At 65.8% G+C, this 14,868-nt stretch carries 13 protein-coding genes; 4 read left to right on the top strand and 9 right to left on the bottom strand.

Features of this window, described 5'->3' with window-relative positions:
- Nucleotides 1-5: 5 nt before the first annotated feature.
- Complete coding sequence (locus B0920_RS14325; RefSeq protein ID WP_078033155.1) at nt 6-1,103, bottom strand: LysM peptidoglycan-binding domain-containing protein; 1,098 nt, start codon at nt 1,101-1,103, stop codon at nt 6-8.
- A gap of 264 nt (nt 1,104-1,367) precedes the next feature.
- On the opposite strand from B0920_RS14325, the gene def reads away from it, so the two are divergent.
- Together def and fmt are read left to right on the top strand one after the other, a co-directional pair.
- A complete protein-coding gene (gene def, locus B0920_RS14330; RefSeq protein WP_078033156.1) occupies nt 1,368-1,907 on the top strand; it encodes a peptide deformylase in 540 nt (179 codons plus the stop codon).
- A gap of 11 nt (nt 1,908-1,918) precedes the next feature.
- Nucleotides 1,919-2,866 (top strand): methionyl-tRNA formyltransferase, encoded by a 948-nt coding sequence (gene fmt, locus B0920_RS14335; RefSeq protein ID WP_078033420.1) that lies wholly within the window; start codon nt 1,919-1,921, stop codon nt 2,864-2,866.
- A 395-nt stretch (nt 2,867-3,261) separates the two neighbouring features.
- On the opposite strand, the gene B0920_RS14340 is transcribed toward fmt, so the two are convergent.
- Nucleotides 3,262-3,606: a BrnA antitoxin family protein gene (locus B0920_RS14340; RefSeq protein WP_373887887.1), complete on the bottom strand. Its 345-nt coding sequence runs from the start codon at nt 3,604-3,606 to the stop codon at nt 3,262-3,264.
- A 159-nt stretch (nt 3,607-3,765) separates the two neighbouring features.
- On the opposite strand from B0920_RS14340, the gene metH reads away from it, so the two are divergent.
- Together metH and B0920_RS14350 are read left to right on the top strand one after the other, a co-directional pair.
- The gene (gene metH, locus B0920_RS14345) at nt 3,766-7,512 is read left to right on the top strand and encodes a methionine synthase (protein WP_078033421.1); all 3,747 of its coding nucleotides are present in this window, start codon (nt 3,766-3,768) and stop codon (nt 7,510-7,512) included.
- A 270-nt stretch (nt 7,513-7,782) separates the two neighbouring features.
- Entirely contained in the window at nt 7,783-8,160 is a 378-nt protein-coding gene (locus tag B0920_RS14350; RefSeq protein WP_078033158.1) for an SPW repeat protein, read from the top strand.
- Between the two features lie 10 nt (nt 8,161-8,170).
- On the opposite strand, the gene B0920_RS14355 is transcribed toward B0920_RS14350, so the two are convergent.
- The 7 genes from B0920_RS14355 to B0920_RS14385 all read right to left on the bottom strand — a co-directional run bounded on the left by B0920_RS14355 (nt 8,171) and on the right by B0920_RS14385 (nt 14,853).
- Nucleotides 8,171-9,448 carry an EAL and HDOD domain-containing protein gene (locus B0920_RS14355; RefSeq protein ID WP_078033159.1) on the bottom strand — a complete coding sequence of 426 codons (1,278 nt, stop codon included), beginning with the start codon at nt 9,446-9,448 and terminating at the stop codon, nt 8,171-8,173.
- A gap of 100 nt (nt 9,449-9,548) precedes the next feature.
- Entirely contained in the window at nt 9,549-10,313 is a 765-nt protein-coding gene (locus B0920_RS14360; protein WP_078033160.1) for a class II glutamine amidotransferase, read from the bottom strand.
- Between the two features lie 70 nt (nt 10,314-10,383).
- Nucleotides 10,384-10,641 carry a DUF3567 domain-containing protein gene (locus B0920_RS14365; RefSeq protein WP_020656370.1) on the bottom strand — a complete coding sequence of 86 codons (258 nt, stop codon included), beginning with the start codon at nt 10,639-10,641 and terminating at the stop codon, nt 10,384-10,386.
- 144 nt (nt 10,642-10,785) lie between these two features.
- On the bottom strand, nt 10,786-11,211 hold the full coding sequence (locus B0920_RS14370; RefSeq protein WP_078033161.1) for a GTPase: 426 nt from the start codon (nt 11,209-11,211) through the stop codon (nt 10,786-10,788).
- Nucleotides 11,208-11,933, bottom strand: a complete 726-nt coding sequence (locus tag B0920_RS14375; protein WP_078033162.1) for a response regulator — start codon at nt 11,931-11,933, stop codon at nt 11,208-11,210. The genes B0920_RS14370 and B0920_RS14375 overlap by 4 nt, the downstream gene beginning before the upstream one ends.
- A 51-nt stretch (nt 11,934-11,984) precedes the next feature.
- Nucleotides 11,985-14,288, bottom strand: coding sequence for an ATP-binding protein (locus tag B0920_RS14380; protein ID WP_078033163.1), 2,304 nt, complete (start codon nt 14,286-14,288; stop codon nt 11,985-11,987).
- Nucleotides 14,278-14,853 (bottom strand): DUF4390 domain-containing protein, encoded by a 576-nt coding sequence (locus B0920_RS14385; protein ID WP_078033164.1) that lies wholly within the window; start codon nt 14,851-14,853, stop codon nt 14,278-14,280. Before B0920_RS14385 ends, B0920_RS14380 begins: the two co-directional genes overlap by 11 nt.
- Between the last annotated feature and the right edge of the window lie 15 nt (nt 14,854-14,868).

Here is a 14,868-nt window from a genome sequence, read left to right on the forward strand (position 1 = left end):
CGGCTTTACTCCGGTGAGAGGGCCACGTCGCCGACTTGCACCGGCTCCGTCACTTGCATGATCAAGCCGTAGGAGACGTTCTTGAACACGCGGAAAATGAACAGGCTGCCGTATTGTTCGTCGGGCAGCTTGATCTTGCCGGCGCCCAATCCGAGGAAACCCTTCTTCGCCGGGTCCGGCACCGTCTTCCCGAGATGATAGAGCTGCAGCACGGAGCCGACATCGAGTCCGTCAAGCGAACCCCGGTTGACAGTCACGACCTGGCTCTGTCCGGCATAGCTGACGCCGGAATAGATCGACATCACGCGCGCGTCGACCGGCCGTTCGGGGGCGTGCGGCATGTAGTTGCGCACCGGCGCCGGGGGCGCCGGCACCAGCAGGTCGCCCACGCCCATTTCCTGGCGCGTGTCGGCGACGCGGAAAGTATGGGCGTCGACGCCCGGCTTGGCCTCGGCCACCAGGGTGACGGTGCCCAGGAAGGCGGCCTCGTGGGCCAGCACCTTGCCGGTCTGCGGGTCCTTCAGCACCGTGCCCGGGCGGAACACCTGGAAGCTGGTGTTGCCCTTGAGCTCGCCCTTGACGTAGACGCGGTCGCCCTCGCCCAGGTAGACCCGGCCTTCCTGCGAGGCGACGATGCGCGGCGCGCCGGCCAGTTCATTGGCCTCGACCACCAGCGGCTGGGTCAGGTAGGGTTCGATGGCCCCGGCCGGGATCGCCTGCAGGGCTTCGCGCTCGAGCGACTCGCTGCGCAGCTGGGGAGACAGGCGGGTCAGCGGCGGCTCGCCGCGGCCGTCGCCCGCGCCGGGCGGGCTGAGGCTCAGGCGGCCACGCGTCCGGTCGAAATAGATGATCTGGCCCGGATAGATCCAGTGCGGATTGCGGATCTCGTCGCGGTTCAGGCCCCAGACCTGGGGCCAGCACCAGGGATTCTGCAGGAAGGTCGCCGAGATGTCCCACAGGGTGTCGCGCTTGACCACCACGTGGCGGTCGGGCGCGTCGGGGCGGAAGTTGCAGGTGGGAGCGGCCTGGGCCGCGCCGGCCGCGGCACATGCGAGCAGCGCGGCGGCAGCAGCGCGTGTCACGACTGTGCTAAAATTTTTCATCGAAGACGTCCGTTGTCCGTTGAGTAGTGCGGCGGCGTTAAGACCGACATGCTGGCGGGTTGTCATCCCGACCAGCCACGGCACGCGAGACAGTACGCGGGAATTGCACGCGTTACCTCCCGGTTTCCCTAAAAGGTTGCCGTAGTGAATCAAATTCTGCACACAAATCCCTGAACTAGCAAGACAAACCGCGTCCTGCCAGGCGCTGCGTGTGTTGCGTTTCTGTCCGTGCACGACAACCTGACCCTTGAATACCTGACTGATATGGCCTTACTGAAGATCCTCCGCTATCCCGACCCGCGCCTGCACAAGATCGCCAAGCCGGTGACCGAATTCGGCACCGAGCGCCTGCGCAAGCTTGTCGCCGACATGGCAGACACCATGTACGACGCGCCCGGCGTGGGCCTGGCGGCGACCCAGGTCGACGTGCACGAACGCGTGATCGTCATCGACGTGAGCGAGACCCATGACCAGCTGATCGTCTTCATCAACCCGGAAATCACCTGGGCCAGCGAGGACAAGCAGGTCTACGACGAAGGCTGCCTGTCGGTGCCCGGCATCTACGACGGCGTCGAGCGCCCGGCCAAGGTCAAGGTGCGCGCCTACGACGTCGAGGGCAAGGAATTCACCGTCGACGCCGACGGCCTGCTGGCAGTCTGCATCCAGCACGAGATGGACCACCTGATGGGCAAGGTATTCGTTGAATACCTGTCGCCGCTCAAGCGCAACCGCATCAAGGCCAAGCTGCAGAAGGAAGAGCGCGGCATGGAACGCGAAGCCGCGCGCGCCGGCGGCCGCCGCTGATGGCGGGTCCCTTGAAGCTGGTATTCGCGGGCACCCCCGAGTTCGCCCAAGTGGCACTACGCGCCCTGCACGAGGCCGGGTTCGAGATTCCCCTGGTGCTGACCCAGCCCGACCGCCCGGCCGGGCGCGGCATGCAGTTGCAGGCTTCGCCGGTCAAGCAGTATGCGCTGGCCCAGGGCATGGAAGTGATCCAGCCGCTATCGCTGCGCATGGACGCCAAGGACCCGCAGCGCGCCGAGGAGGCGCGCGCGGCCCACGCCCGCCTGCAGGCGCTCGACTACGACGCGATGGTGGTGGCGGCCTATGGCCTGATCCTGCCGCGTTCGACCCTCGACATCCGTCCCTGCATCAACATCCACGGCTCGCTGCTGCCGCGCTGGCGCGGCGCCGCCCCGATCCACCGCGCGATCGAAGCGGGCGACCGCGAGACCGGCGTCACCATCATGGGCATGGAAGAAGGCCTGGACACTGGGCCGATGATGCTGATCGAGCGCATCGCGATCGAGGATGGCGACACCACCGGCAGCCTGCACGACAAGCTGGCGGCGCTGGGCGGCCGGATGATCGTCGAGGCCATGCGCAAGCTGGCCGAGGGGCAGCTTGAAGCGGTGCCGCAGCCGGAGGAAGGCGTGACCTACGCGGCCAAGATCGCCAAGGAAGAAGCGAAGCTCGATGTCGCGCTGCCGGCCGAGCTGCTGTGGCGACGCATCCGCGCCTTCAATCCCTTCCCTGGGGCCTATGGGCTGGTGGATGGGGTGGCGGTCAAGATCTGGCAGGCCGAGCCGGTTGCCGGCAAGGGTGAACCGGGACAGGTGCTGGCGGCGGATGCGCAAGGCATCGTGGTCGCCTGCGGCGAAGGCGCGCTTCGTTTAAACGAATTGCAAAAACCGGGCGGCAAGCGCCTGGCGGCGACGGAGTTTTTGAAGGGGTTTCCGCTGGCGGGCAAGCGCTTCAGCTAAGCCCGAGCACTTAGGAAGAAACGCATTCTCTAGCCTCAAAAACGTCGTTCCTAGCCTTAAAACCGACGTCCCTAGCCTCAAAACCGACGTCCGCTAGCCTCAAAACGTCGTCCCTAGCCGCAAAAAACGCCGTCCGCTAGCCTCAAAACCGTCGTCCCCGCGAAGGCGGGGACCCAAGTTGCACGCGTATCGATAACGCACAAAACTTGGGTCCCCGCCTGCGCGGGGACGACGTTGTTTATTGTTGCGTGAATGCGAGGCTCAGCGAATGCTGAGGCCCCTGCCCTGCAACAAACCTGACTATGTATCGCTCGACCGGCTCGCCCGGCTCGTCCGGCCCGTCCGGCTCGTCCGGCTCGACCGACGCGCCCGGCTCGTCCGGCGATACCGACGACTTACTCCTCGCGGTTTGCCGCCGCGCGCTGCGCGTCCATATGCTCGCGCAGCACCTGGTTGATGCGGGTCTGATACCCCGGGCCGGCTGCCTTAAACCATTCCAGCATGTCCACATCCAAACGGATGGTGACGATTTGCTTCACGCCATTGGCCGTCTGCGCCTTGGGCGACACCACCGGTTCCTGGCTGCGGACCACAGGCTGGTCCCAATCTGGCTCGTATTCTTTGTTCATGCGATTTTCCCGTTGTATTCCATACGCCTCTCGATGGGGCGGATAGATTGTCGTCCCGGTATGTATCGTAAAGATTGCATTGCCCCCGGTTTTTGTAACGCTGTGTAACATTCAGCCCGATAAATACAAAACGATACAAACACAGTTATTGCTGCACTGCCATAAAACTCCGCGAGCGGCTTGCCGTATAATGGTAGACCGCCCAACAGTATCGGCCTGTCAAGCCGCATTCCCAGAGAGAGCTCCACCATGACCGCCCACACGCACGCCATGTCCCCGATCGAAAACCAGCTGCGCGAGATCCTGTCGCGCCGCATCATGATCCTGGATGGCGCGATGGGCACCATCATCCAGCAGTACAAGCTGGACGAAGCGGCCTACCGCGGCGAGCGCTTCGCCGATTTCGCGGCGCCGGCCGGCAGCGGGCAGCGCGAGCTCTTCGTCAAGGGCAACAACGAACTGCTGAACCTGACCCGTCCCCAGGTGATCCAGGAAATCCACGAGCGCTACCTCGCAGCCGGCGCCGACCTGATCGAAACCAATACCTTCGGCGCCACCAGCGTGGCGCAGGAGGACTATCACATGGCCCACCTGGCCTACGAGATGAACGTCGAGGCCGCCAAGCTGGCGCGCGCCGCCTGCGCCAAGTACAGCACGGCGGACAAGCCGCGCTTCGTCTGCGGCGCCCTCGGCCCGACCCCGAAGACGGCCTCGATCTCGCCCGACGTCAACGACCCGGCCGCGCGCAACATCACCTTCGACCAGCTGGTCGCCAGCTACCACGAGCAGGTGCGCGGCCTGGTCGACGGCGGCGTCGACCTGCTGCTGGTCGAGACCATCTTCGACACCCTGAACTGCAAGGCCGCCCTGTTCGCGATCGACCAGTACTTCGACGAGCATCCCGAGACCCCGCGCCTGCCGCTGATGATCTCGGGCACCGTCACCGACGCCTCGGGCCGCATCCTCTCGGGCCAGACCGTCCCGGCCTTCTGGAATTCGGTGCGCCACGCCAAGCCGCTGACCATCGGCCTGAACTGCGCGCTCGGCGCGGCCCTGATGCGTCCGTATGCGGAAGAACTGTCCAACATCGCCGACACCTTCGTCTGCATCTACCCGAACGCCGGCCTGCCCAACCCGATGAGCGACACCGGCTTCGACGAGCTGCCGGCCGACACCTCGGCCCTGCTGCGCGAATTCGCCGAGGCCGGCTTCGTCAACGTGGCCGGCGGCTGCTGCGGCACCACGCCCGAGCACATCGCGGCGATCGGCAAGATGCTCGAGACCCTGCCGCCGCGCCGCGTGCCCGAGATCCCGGTCGCCATGCGCCTGTCGGGCCTGGAGCCCTTCACCATCGACGCCAGCTCGCTGTTCGTCAACGTCGGCGAGCGCACCAACGTCACCGGTTCCAAGGCCTTCGCCCGCATGATCCTCAACGAGCAGTTTGACGAGGCCTTGTCGGTGGCGCGCCAGCAGGTCGAGAATGGCGCCCAGGTCATCGACATCAACATGGACGAGGCCATGCTCGACTCGCAGGCCGCCATGACCCGCTTCCTCAACCTGATCGCCTCCGAGCCCGACATCTCGCGCGTGCCGGTGATGATCGACTCGTCCAAGTGGTCGGTGATCGAGGCGGGCCTCAAGTGCGTGCAGGGCAAGGCCATCGTCAACTCGATCTCGCTCAAGGAAGGCGAAGAGGAATTCATCCGCCAGGCCCGCCTGTGCCGCCGCTACGGCGCGGCCGTGATCGTCATGGCCTTCGACGAACAGGGCCAGGCCGACACCTTCGCGCGCAAGACCGAGATCTGCGGCCGCGCCTACAAGGTCCTGACCGAACAGGTCGGCTTCCCGCCGGAAGACATCATCTTCGACCCGAACATCTTCGCGATCGCCACCGGCATCGAGGAGCACAACAACTACGCGGTCGACTTCATCGAAGCCACCGCCTGGATCCGCGCCAACCTGCCGCACGCCAAGGTCTCGGGCGGCGTCTCCAACGTCTCCTTCTCCTTCCGCGGCAACGACCCGGCGCGCGAGGCGATCCACACCGTCTTCCTGTATCACGCGATCAAGGCTGGCCTCACCATGGGCATCGTCAACGCCGGCATGATCGGCGTTTACGACGACCTGTCGCCGGAACTGCGCGAGCGTGTCGAGGACGTGGTGCTGAACCGCCGCCCTGACGCGACCGAGCGCATGATCGAGATCGCCGGCACCCTCAAGGCCGGCGGCGCCAGGCAGGAACAGAACCTCGAGTGGCGCGAAGGCCCGGTCGAGAAGCGCCTGGCGCACGCCCTGGTGCACGGCATTACCCAATGGATCGTCGAGGACACCGAAGAGATGCGCCAGAAGGTTGCAAGCGCCAACGGCCGTCCGATCCACGTGATCGAAGGCCCGCTGATGGACGGCATGAACATCGTCGGCGACCTCTTCGGCCAGGGCAAGATGTTCCTGCCCCAGGTGGTGAAGTCGGCGCGCGTCATGAAGCAGGCCGTGGCCCACCTGGTGCCCTTCATCGAGGAAGAGAAGGCCGAGGAAGAACGCCGCACCGGCATCGTGGCCAAGCCGAAGGGCAAGATGGTGATCGCCACCGTCAAGGGCGACGTGCACGACATCGGCAAGAACATCGTCTCGGTGGTCCTGCAATGCAATAACTTCGAGATCGTGAACATGGGTGTCATGGTCCCGGCCGCCGACATCCTGGCCAAGGCCAAGGAAGAGAACGCCGACATCGTCGGCCTGTCCGGCCTGATCACGCCTTCGCTCGAAGAGATGGCCCACGTGGCGCGCGAGATGCAGCGCGACCCATGGTTCCGCGAGCGCAAGACCCCGCTGCTGATCGGCGGCGCCACCACCAGCCGCGCCCACACTGCGGTCAAGATCGCCCCGCACTACGAGGGTCCGGTGGTCTACGTGCCGGACGCCTCGCGCTCGGTGTCGGTGGGCCAGGCCCTGGTCACCGAGGACACCCGCGACGCCTACGTGATCGAGCTGGCCCAGGACTACGAGCGCATCCGCGTCCAGCACGCCGGCAAGAAGCCGCTGCCACTGCTCTCGATCGAACAGGCGCGCGCCAACAAGGCGCGCCTGGCCTATGCGCCGGTCAAGCCCAAGTTCGTCGGCCGCCGCGTATTCAAGAACGTGGACCTGGCCCAGATTGCGCGCTACATCGACTGGGGTCCCTTCTTCCAGACCTGGGACCTGGCCGGCCCCTTCCCCGCCATCCTGAAGGACGAGGTGGTGGGCGAGGCCGCCAGCAAGGTCTACGAGGAAGCCCAGGCCATGCTCAAGAAGATCATCGAGGGCCGCTGGCTGAGCGCCAACGGCGCCATCGCCCTGCTGCCGGCCAATACCGTCAACCACGACGACATCGAGATCTATACCGACGACACGCGAAGCGAAGTCGCCTTCACCTGGTACGGCCTGCGCCAGCAGGGCGTCAAGCCGGTGGTGGACGGCCAGCAGCGTCCCAACCAGTGCCTGGCCGACTTCATCGCGCCCAAGGATTCGGGCGTGGCGGACTACATCGGCATGTTCGCGGTGACCGCCGGCCTGGGGATCGAGAAGCACGAGCAGCGCTTCGAGCAGGCCCACGACGACTATTCCTCGATCATGCTCAAGGCCCTGGCCGACCGCCTGGCCGAGGCCTTCGCCGAGTACCTGCACCAGCGCGTGCGCACCGACCTGTGGGGCTATGCGGCCGGCGAGGACTTGTCGAACGAGGCCCTGATCGCCGAGGAATACCAGGGCATCCGCCCGGCGCCGGGCTACCCAGCCTGCCCGGAGCACACCGTCAAGGCCGAGCTGTTCCGCGCCCTGCAGGCCGACGAGATCGGGATGGAGCTGACCGAGTCCTTCGCCATGTATCCGGGCGCGGCAGTGTCGGGCTTCTACTTCGCGCACCCGGACTCGAAGTACTTCGTGGTCGGGAAGATCGGCGACGACCAGGTCGAGGACATGGCGCGCCGGCGCGGGATGGACAAGGCGGAGCTGGAACGGTATCTGGCGCCGAATCTCTGAGCTTGCGCGCCCAGCGCCATCCCCGCTGGTATTGTTGGCTCTTCACCGTCGTTCCCGCGTAGGCGGGAACCCAAGTTTGCGTGCGTAGCCGAAATGCGCGCTCATTGGACGCGAAGGAACTTGGGTTCCCGCCTTCGCGGGAACGACGTGCGAAAGTTCGAGGAACCAGCAATGTTGAGAGGACGCCCTCACCCGTAGAAAGCGCCGCGAACTTCGCGGCGCTTTTGTTTTCTAAAGCGGTGCAAGGTCAACCACTCCCGGGAGAACGTCATGGCACTGCACTACTCCACCACGCGATGGCAAGATCAGCTGATCTTCCTGGTCGGCATCTGGCTGATCGCCTCGCCCTATGTCTTCAACTATCCACCCGATTCGGCCCCCGCGCTCAACGCCTACGTCGCCGGCGTCATCATGGCCGTGCTGGCGGCCTTCGACCTGTACAAAACCTATATGTGGGCGGTGCTGCTGAACGTGGTCGTGGGAGCCTGGGTCGCGATCTCGCCCTGGTTCCTGGGCACCATCGGCGACCGCGAAATGACCACCAGCCTGCTCGCTTCCGGCCTGGCGACGGTGGTGCTGGGATTGTGGGAGCTGCGCAGCGACCCCGAGCTGCACCGGCAGTGGAGCAAGTCCGGCGCGCCCGGCTGAGGCCGGCTGTTCAGATGGCGTAGCGGACGACCTTGTCGCTCCACTCGAAAGCCGAAATCTCGAGTTCGGCGAGGTCGTCGCCATCGATCGACAATTCGTGCAGGGTCGGCAGCACGGCCTCGCTGGTCTCGTCCATCTGCTCGAGGGCTTCCGCAAGGCGCAGCAGTTCGCCGAAGAAGCCCTTGCGCACCAGCAGCGCATGGCGCACCTCGTCGATCACCGGAATCTGCTCCACGATGTCCTGCATCGGGATGCAGAACAGGGTGTCCATCAGCGACATCATGCCGACCGTGAAGGCGACGTCGGCCACGTTGCGCTGGCCTGGACGCAGGCGCTGGGCCAGCAGCTCCATCAGGCGCGCGCGCGTGGTGGCCAGCATCAGCAGCGAGCTCTGGCTGTGGCCGCGCACGCCCGGCTCGGCGTAGAGCAGGATCTGCAGCCAGCGCTGCAGCTGGCGGCGCCCGAGCAAGATCAAGGCCTGGCTGATCGACTCGATGCGCCGCGAGGCGCCCACGGCCGGAGTGTTCACCAGGCGCAGCAGGTTCAGGCCCAGCGTCACCTCGCGCTTGACGATCTTTTCGATCTCGCTGTTGTCGGCGTCCGAGGTGACCAGGTTCATCAGGTCCAGCACCGTGGTCTGCGAAGGCGAGAGCTTGCGTCCGGCCATGACGGTCGGCTTGGCGAAGTAATAGCCCTGGAAGTAGTCGAAGCCGACGTCCAGGCAGGTGCGGTATTCGGTATGGGTCTCGACCTTCTCCGCCACCAGGCGCTTGCCCGTGGTGCGCAGGCGCGGGGCCAGCGACAGCAGGGTCACCACCGGCAGCTCGCGCACGTCCATCTTGACGAAGTCGACCACCGGCAGCAGGCGCGCCAGCGCCGCGCCGTGGGCCGAGGCCTCGGCGGCGAAGCGGAAGCCGTGGGCGGCGAGCTGGGTCATGCGCTGGATCACGGCGTCGTCCGGCTCCACCGAGCGCACGATCTCCAGCACCGTGCGTTCGCGCGGCAGGAAGGCGAACATGTCGCTCATCAGGACTTCCTTGTCCACGTTCAGGAAGGCGGTGGCGTCGCCGATGGCGCGCGGCAGGCCGAGCTGAGAAGCGTGGTGGATGACGCTCGCGCTGGCCGACAGGCCGGATTCGATGTTGGCGCCGCCCTGGGCGCTGCCGCGGAACAGCAGCTCATAGCCGTACAAGGCCTGGTTGCGGTCCAGGACGGGTTGGCGTCCGATATAGAAATTGCGCAGCCTCAGGGGCTGGGACGCCTGGTCGGGGCGGGCGGATTCGGTCATGGCGTGTCTTTTTCGCGGCGAACGGCCCTACTTTACCCCATCCGGTACCGTTAGTGGCTTTATAGCATTAATTTATTGTAGGAATAATGTCCTACATGCATCATTGTGGCAAGCCATCCACGAAAAGTTTCAATTCGCCGGGCGCGAAGTGGGTCCACTGCTCGTTGGTGGTGAGCGGCTCGGTGACGATGATGGCGACCCGGTCGTCGGGTGTGGTCACCTGGGAGAAGTCGACCGACAGGTCTTCGTCCGACAGGCAGGCGGTCACGAAGGGATACTTGCGCACCACGTAGCACAGCTTGGTCGAACAATGGGTGAACAGGGCCGTGCCGTCCGACAGCAACATGTTGAAGGTGCCGTGGGCGGCGATCTGCGGCACTAGGCGCTGCAGCGCCGCGTACAGGTCCGCACGCGTCGGCGCGGCATCGCCGAACTCGGCGCGCAGGCATTGCAGCAGGTAGCAAAAGGCCAGCTCGCTGTCGGTGTTGCCGACCGGGCGGAAGGGCCCGTCCAGCACCGGCTGGAAGTCCTTGAGGTCGCCATTGTGGGCGAACACCCAGTAACGCCCCCACAGCTCGCGCACGAAGGGATGGCAGTTCTCGAGCGCGACCTGGCCCTGGGTGGCCTTGCGGATGTGGGCGATGACGTTGGTGGACTTGATCGGATAACGCTTGATCAGTTCGGCGATCGGGGAAGCGATGGCGGCCTGGTGATCCACGAAGTGGCGTACACCCGCGCCCTCGAAAAAGGCGATGCCCCAGCCGTCGTGGTGGGTATCGGTACGGCCGCCGCGGTGGGCGAAGCCGGTGAAAGAGAAGACAATGTCTGTTGGGACATTGCAGTTCATTCCGAGTAGCTGACACATGGGGCGCAGCTTAACACGGCTTGCAGCCGCCTGGGCGCCACCGCCCGGATGCGGTGGCGCCGCCCGCCGGTCAGTGCAGCACGACCGGTTGGCTCATCAGGGTGTCGTAGGAACCGAGGAAGTCGTCGATTTCTTCCATGGTCGGCTCACTGGCGATGAGGTTGTTGACATCACGCCGGAAAGATTGAGCCAGTTTGCCGCCGATGAACGCTTCGCGCCGGCCGGCTTTGTCGACGATTTCGAAACCACCAAAACGCAGGGCTTCGAGCTCGCGGTCGACACCGAATTCGACGACGCTGTACTGTTCGCTGTTGTAGATCATGTTCATGATGACTCCTTCTCTCGATCAGAGTGGTTCTGCAGACCCTGCCGCGCGGCGGCGTGCGGCGGGCTCTTCACTTCGCTTAAGAGGTGGGGCTTGCCGAACCGATTTCAAGGGAACCCCGAAAAAGGCTGGGATTGCCAGGACCGTTCAGGTATGGACAACCGGGTTCAGTGCCAACAGCTGATCGTATGGCGCGCTTTGCAGCCACGATCGCAACTGATCAAGGTGTTCGCTGCGCGCCAGGCCGATGTACAGCCTGTGCGGACGCTGGCGCAGCAGTCGATTCAATGTTACACGCAAAACCAGATTGCCGTCGCAGCACAGGCACCCGGGAGCGATGCGAACGACCTGTAAGTGAGAGCTGGAGATCAGCGGATCGGTAGAGGCGCCCAATCCTTCAAGGATCACGGCGCTCAGGGTTTGCGCTGGCTCATGCTGCGCCGGCGAGATTTTATGCAGATCGGGTAAATCGGAGGGAGTTTGCAGCAGCGCCGCGATGGTGGCTTCGCGCGCCGCGGCGCTGGCGCCGGTCACCAGGGTGGTGGCCACGCGCGCCGTCGCGGACGGCGTCATTGATTCTTCTTGGCCAGCTTGCCGGGCTCGACGCCCAGTTGCTTGAGCTTGCGATACAGGTGGGTGCGCTCCAGGCCGGTCTTTTCGGCCACGCGCGTCATGCTGCCGCCTTCGCGGCCCAGGTGGTGTTCGAAGTACATGCGCTCGAAGGCGTCGCGCGCCTCGCGCAGCGGCAGGTCGAAGGACAGGGTGTAGCCGGTGCCCTCGCCGTGCGAGATCGCGTGCACCAGGCGCGCGCCGTTGGCGGGCGGCGGAGGCGGCGCGTACATCGGGCTGGTCGCGACCGGCTCCGGCACGCTGCTGGTCACGCTGGGAGCGATCGGGCGCGGCGGCGCCAGCGGGGCGCGCGCCACTTCCTGGGCGCGCGACAGGCCCTGCTGCACGGCCTTGAGCAGCTTCTGCAGGGCGATCGGCTTCTCGAGGAAGTTCAGGGCGCCGATGCGGGTGGCTTCGACGGCGGTGTCGATGGTGGCGTGCCCGGACATCATGATGACGGGCATGGTAAGCAGGCCGTCGCGCTGCCATTCCTTGAGCAGGGTCACACCGTCGGTGTCAGGCATCCAGATATCGAGCAGGACCAGGTCTGGTGCGCCCTGCGCTCGGGCTTCGCGCGCCTGCTGCGCATTCTCGGCCAGGGTGATGGCATGGCCTTCGTCACCGAGGATCTCCGACAGGAGCTCCCGGATGCCCATTTCATCATCGACTACGAGTATGTTCGCCATCTGTCCGCCTTCCTGATCTCTTACCCGTCACAGCGCAATTTTATGCGTCTTTTACACTTCGGCCAAGTTCGCCTCAGGGGCCAACTTTAACAGCAAAATGAAGATGGCCGCGCCACATCCGTCCGTACGGTTCGCCACGTCGATCCGGCCCCCGTGCTCATCCACGATTTTCTTGACCATCGGCAGGCCCAGGCCGGTGCCGCGGGCCTTGGTCGTGACGTAGGGCTCGAAGGCGCGCGCCAGGATGCGCGGCGAAAAACCCGGCCCATTGTCCACGATTCCCAGCCTTACCGCGGTGCCCGCCGTGCCGTCCGCCCCCTCGTAATGGATGACCTCGGTCGTCACGTCGACCCGCGCCGGTGGATCGCAGCTGCCGCGGTCGCCGAGCGCGTCCTGGGCGTTCTGCACCAGGTTGTGGATCACCTGGCGCAGCTGGGTGGCGTCGCCCATCACCCGCGGCAGGTTGGGCGCCAGGGCCGCATGGATGATGTCCGAGCCGTCCTCGGCCAGGTAGAGGCGCAGGATCTCGTCGATCAGGTCGTTCAGGTCGAGGGGCTCCAGCACCGCCGGCGGCGTGCGCGCGTAATCGCGGAAATCGTCTACCATGCGCTTCATCGCATCGACCTGGTTGACGATGGTCGTGGTGCCTTTTTTCAGCAGCTCTGCCTGCTGAGGCGGCAGGCTGTCCTCGAGTTTCATCTGCATGCGCTCGGCGGCCAGCTGGATCGGCGTGAGCGGGTTCTTGATCTCGTGAGCCAGGCGGCGCGCCACCTCGCCCCAGGCCACGGAGCGCTGGGCCGAGATCACGTCCGAGATGTCGTCGAACACCACGATGAAACCGCTGCCCGCCCCCACCGGCAGGCGCGAGCCGCGCGCCAGCAGGGTGATGTCGTGCTCGTGCTCGTCCCCGCCCGGACGGCGCGGGATCTCGATCTGCTGCTGCCAGTGCGCGCGCTTGCGTCCGCTGGCCGCGGCCGTGTGCGCGTTCTGCGCCGAGAAAGCGCGCGTGATGCACACGGAAAAATGTTCGAGGCCCAGGATGCGGTTCAGCGGGCCGGCCAGCGCGCCCGGCTCCACCTGCAGGATGCGGTAGGCGGCGTCGTTCGAATTCACCACGGTGCCTTCGGCATCGAGCACGATCACGCCCGCCGACATGTTGGCCAGCACCGATTCCAGGTGGGCCTTGGCGCTCTGCAGCGCGGCGCGGTTGCGCTCGACGGCGCTGCGCGCCTCGAACAGCTGGCCGGTCATGGCGTTGAAGGAGCGCGTCAGCGTGCCCAGCTCGTCGTTGGTCTCGACGATCGGCCGCGGCGACAGGTCGCCCTCGGCCACCGCCTGGGTGCCCTCGGCCAGCACCAGCAGCGGCTGGGCCAGGTTGCCGGCGATGAGGAAGGCGCCGCCGATGGCGCCGAAGATCGCCAGCAGCAGGGTCAGGGTCAGGGTCTCGATGTACATCTTGCGCAGCCCGGTGCGGGCTTCGAGGCGCGAACGGTATTCGGTATAGGCGGTGCGGATCACCTCGGCGTTCGAGGCCAGGTTGACCGGCACCGACTGCAGCAGCTGCAGGTAGCGCGGCTCCACGCCCGGCGGCTCGGGCACCGCCAGCACCACCCGCAGGCGCAGGCCGGTGGCCGCGTCCAGGGCGTTGCGGCTGTCCTCGGCATGGGGCCGGAAATCGCGCTCGATGCCGCCCTCGGCGCTGGCATAGCCGCCCGGCATGCCGGCCGACCTGAGCATCTGCGGGTTGGGCGCGTCCGCCGCCAGGTCCTTGCCGCGGTCCTCGGCCGCCACCGACAGCACCTTGCCGGTGGCGTCGACCAGCATCGCGCTCTGCAGCCCGCTGGTGTCGGCCAGCAGGCGCGCCAGCACGGTCTGGGCCATGGTGTCGCCCTGCCCCGCCAGCGCCGCCGCGGCCGACTGGCCGGTGGCGCCCAACTCGGTGAGCGCCTCGTCCAGGGCCGCATGGCCCAGGCTCAGGCCGGAATCGAGCGCGGCCTCGATCTTGACGTCGAACCAGGATTCGATCGAGTGCGAGACGAACTGCACCGAGACCATGAAGATGACCAGGCCGGGCAGGATGCCGATGCCGGCGAACAGCAGCACCAGCCGCGCCATCAGGCGCGAGCCGAACTTGCCGGATTTATAGCGCGAGTAGAGCCGTCCCAGGGCCACGATGACCAGGATCAGCAGCAGGAAGGCCATGGCCGCGTTCAGGCCGAGCAGCCAGCCGTAGTAGCGGTCGAAGAAGCCCGAATTGTCCGACGCCGAAGCGAGCAGGAACAGCAGGATGGAGACGACGGCGCCGCCCACCACGAGGGCGTAGCGCAGCGCCTGGTTGACCGATTTACTCCGCACGGTAGGTGAAAGTTTTCTTGTTCGAGGCGAGGCGCCAGTCGGAATCGTTGAAGGCGTTCACCTGCAGCGGTTTCTGCAGGTATTCGCGGTCCATGAACATGCGCATCGACACATTGTAGACCTCGCCGCGCTTGAGGGCGCCGCGCGGGGCGATCAGCCAGCGGTTCGGCCGGCGGATCAGGAACATGGCTTCGTCCAGGGTCTGGTAGCTTTGCTGCAGCCCGAGCTGCGGGCTGCCGACCACGTGGACGTAGTACTGGCGCGTCAGCACGTCATATGAAATGCGGATGGTGCGCCGCTCGACGACCGCGCGCTCGTCGCGCCACCACCAGCGCGGGCGGGTCAGTTCGATTTCGGTGGTGAAGTGCAGCTGCACGCCATGCTGGATGGCGTCGCGCAATCCGTGGTTCAGGTCGAAGGAATACGCTGCGTCGAGGCGGTAACCGTCCTCGCTGGCTTCGATGTTGGCCTTGATGATCTCGATCCCGTCGGCCGCCTGCGCCGTTGCGCACGCGAAGACCAGCAAGAGCTGGCAGGCGAGGAGGCGGAAAAATCGTAACGTCACAAGTGAGCCGGAGCC

The organism is Massilia sp. KIM, from assembly GCF_002007115.1.
In the GTDB taxonomy this organism is placed as follows: Bacteria; Pseudomonadota; Gammaproteobacteria; order Burkholderiales; family Burkholderiaceae_D; genus Telluria.

Coding starts and splice junctions, on each gene's coding strand:
- B0920_RS14325 (WP_078033155.1), bottom strand. CDS start 1,103: ATGAAAAATTTTAGCACAGTCGTGACACGCGCTGCTGCCGCCGCGCTG.
- def (WP_078033156.1), top strand. CDS start 1,368: ATGGCCTTACTGAAGATCCTCCGCTATCCCGACCCGCGCCTGCACAAG.
- B0920_RS14360 (WP_078033160.1), bottom strand. CDS start 10,313: ATGTGTCAGCTACTCGGAATGAACTGCAATGTCCCAACAGACATTGTC.
- B0920_RS14370 (WP_078033161.1), bottom strand. CDS start 11,211: ATGACGCCGTCCGCGACGGCGCGCGTGGCCACCACCCTGGTGACCGGC.
- B0920_RS14355 (WP_078033159.1), bottom strand. CDS start 9,448: ATGACCGAATCCGCCCGCCCCGACCAGGCGTCCCAGCCCCTGAGGCTG.
- metH (WP_078033421.1), top strand. CDS start 3,766: ATGTCCCCGATCGAAAACCAGCTGCGCGAGATCCTGTCGCGCCGCATC.
- B0920_RS14340 (WP_373887887.1), bottom strand. CDS start 3,606: ATGTTACACAGCGTTACAAAAACCGGGGGCAATGCAATCTTTACGATA.
- B0920_RS14350 (WP_078033158.1), top strand. CDS start 7,783: ATGGCACTGCACTACTCCACCACGCGATGGCAAGATCAGCTGATCTTC.
- B0920_RS14375 (WP_078033162.1), bottom strand. CDS start 11,933: ATGGCGAACATACTCGTAGTCGATGATGAAATGGGCATCCGGGAGCTC.
- B0920_RS14365 (WP_020656370.1), bottom strand. CDS start 10,641: ATGAACATGATCTACAACAGCGAACAGTACAGCGTCGTCGAATTCGGT.